At 54.1% G+C, this 2,500-nt stretch carries 2 tRNA genes and 1 rRNA gene (1 of these 3 cut by a window edge); all 3 read left to right on the top strand.

The features are described 5' to 3' along the window. Window positions 1-106: 106 nt before the first annotated feature. A tRNA-Ile gene (locus D2V17_RS07745) sits at window positions 107-183 on the top strand. A 116-nt stretch (window positions 184-299) separates the two neighbouring features. Further along, a tRNA-Ala gene (locus D2V17_RS07750) sits at window positions 300-375 on the top strand. A 255-nt stretch (window positions 376-630) separates the two neighbouring features. Beyond that, a 23S ribosomal RNA gene (locus D2V17_RS07755) occupies window positions 631-2,500 on the top strand (it continues 921 nt past the right edge of the window).

Below are 2,500 nucleotides of genomic sequence, written 5' to 3' on the forward strand. Positions count from 1 at the left end.
CCTCATGTCCCTTCATCACTGGAAAGACACACAGGCTCATGTCTGTCGTGTTTACGCCTGAGCTGGCTTATGCCGCCCGCGGCCGTTTGGCCCGCTTGTGGCGCATGGGCCTGTAGCTCAGTTGGTTAGAGCGCACCCCTGATAAGGGTGAGGTCGGTGGTTCGAATCCACCCAGGCCCACCATTTGTTTGGCTTCAAGCGCCAGCGCCGCCATCCGGCGGCTCGGCTTTCGGCTAACGCCGACGGCCGGTCGGCCTTGCGAACCCTTCGGGTTCGAGGGTTGCTTGTTGTCTGGGTAAGGGGCCTTAGCTCAGCTGGGAGAGCGGTTGCTTTGCAAGCATCAGGTCATCGGTTCGATCCCGATAGGCTCCACCAGGCAAGTATTTCCAGAGATGAAGAGAAAGCGGATCCCGCCTTGGCGGGTAGGCAACACTGGTTGCCGTCTTTGACATTGTGAATGGGTTTTTAAATCGATGCCGCGAGGTGTCGTCGTGCTGGCAAGGCCTTTGGGTCTGGTCCAGTCGATGGCAAATCGCAAATCAATCAAATTGATTATCTGGCTGAGATAATTCCTCCGCGCCATTGTATCGGCAAGCGTTATGCAGACTTGTCGTTGATGGTGTGGATTCTCAAGCGTGAGGTAAGAGCATTTGGTGGATGCCTTGGCATGTACAGGCTATGAAGGACGTGGCACGCTGCGATAAGCGTCGGGGAGCTGTGAGCAAGCTTCGATCCGGCGATTTCCGAATGGGGAAACCCACCCTCACCATTTCCTCTGTGATCCCTTTGGGGATTGTAGAAGAGGTGGATAGGGTATCACCTTGCTGAATATATAGGCTTGGTGAAGCTAACCCGGGGAACTGAAACATCTCAGTACCTGGAGGAAAAGACATCAACCGAGATTCCCGTAGTAGTGGCGAGCGAACCGGGACCAGGCCAGTGCCTTCATTTCAACTAGCAGAACACTCTGGAAAGTGTGGCCATAGCGGGTGACAGCCCCGTATGCGAAAGTGATGATGAAGGACTTGAGTAGGGCGGGACACGTGAAATCCTGTCTGAACATGGGGGGACCACCCTCCAAGCCTAAATACTCGTACATGACCGATAGCGAACACAGTACCGTGAGGGAAAGGTGAAAAGCACCCCGATTAGGGGAGTGAAACAGTACCTGAAACCGAATGCTTACAATCAGTTGGAGCCCCATAGGGGGTGACAGCGTACCTCTTGCATAATGGGTCAGTGACTTAATCTAGCAAGCAAGCTTAAGCCGTTAGGTGTAGGCGCAGCGAAAGCGAGTCTGAATAGGGCGAATGAGTTTGTTGGATTAGACCCGAACCCCGGCGATCTAGGCATGAGCAGGCTGAAGGTGCGGTAACACGCACTGGAGGGCCGAACCGTTGCACGTTGAAAAGTGCTCGGATGACTTGTGTTTAGGGGTGAAAGGCCAATCAAGCCGGGAAATAGCTGGTTCTCCGCGAAATCTATTGAGGTAGAGCGTCAGATGTATGCCGATGGGGGTAGAGCACTGGATGGGCTAGGGCTGCGCGAGCGGTACCAAACCTAACCAAACTCCGAATACCATCGAGTCTTGTCTGGCAGACAGACGGCGGGTGCTAAGGTCCGTCGTCAAAAGGGAAACAGCCCTAACCTACAGCTAAGGTCCCCAAGTAATACCTAAGTGCGAAAGCATGTGGGAATCCCAAAACAACCAGGAGGTTGGCTTAGAAGCAGCCATCCTTTAAAGAAAGCGTAACAGCTCACTGGTCTAAATAAGGGTTCCTGCGGCGAAGATGTAACGGGACTAAAGGTATTCACCGAAGCTTAGGGTTCAGAACTTTGTTCTGAGCGGTAGCGGAGCGTTCCGTAAGCGAGCGAAGGAGAAGGGTAACCGACTCTGGACGTATCGGAAGTGCGAATGCTGACATGAGTAGCGATAAAGAGGGTGAGATGCCCTCTCGCCGAAAGACCAAGGGTTCCTGCGCAACGCTAATCGGCGCAGGGTAAGCCGGCCCCTAAGACGAGCCCGAAGGGGGTAGTCGATGGGAACCACGTTAATATTCGTGGGCCTGGTGGTGTGTGACGGATGGCGGAAGTAGTTCACTCTTATCGGATTGAGTGGGCTGCCAAGTTGTCCCGGGAAATAGCCCCACCGTATAGACCGTACCCGAAACCGACACAGGTGGTCAGGTAGAGTATACCAAGGCGCTTGAGTGAAGTATCCTGAAGGAACTCGGCAAATTGCCTCCGTACCTTCGGAAGAAGGAGGCCCCATCTTAAGGCAACTTTTGGTGGGGGGCACAGGCCAGGGGGTAGCGACTGTTTATCAAAAACACAGGACTCTGCTAAGTCGGCTTCAAGACGACGTATAGGGTCTGACGCCTGCCCGGTGCTCGAAGGTTAAGAGGAGGAGTGCAAGCTCCGAATTGAAGCCCGAGTAAACGGCGGCCGTAACTATAACGGTCCTAAGGTAGCGAAATTCCTTGTCGGGTAAGTTCCGACC

Origin of the sequence: Aurantiacibacter xanthus, from assembly GCF_003584015.1 — a bacterium.
In the GTDB taxonomy this organism is placed as follows: domain Bacteria; phylum Pseudomonadota; class Alphaproteobacteria; order Sphingomonadales; family Sphingomonadaceae; genus Alteraurantiacibacter; species Alteraurantiacibacter xanthus.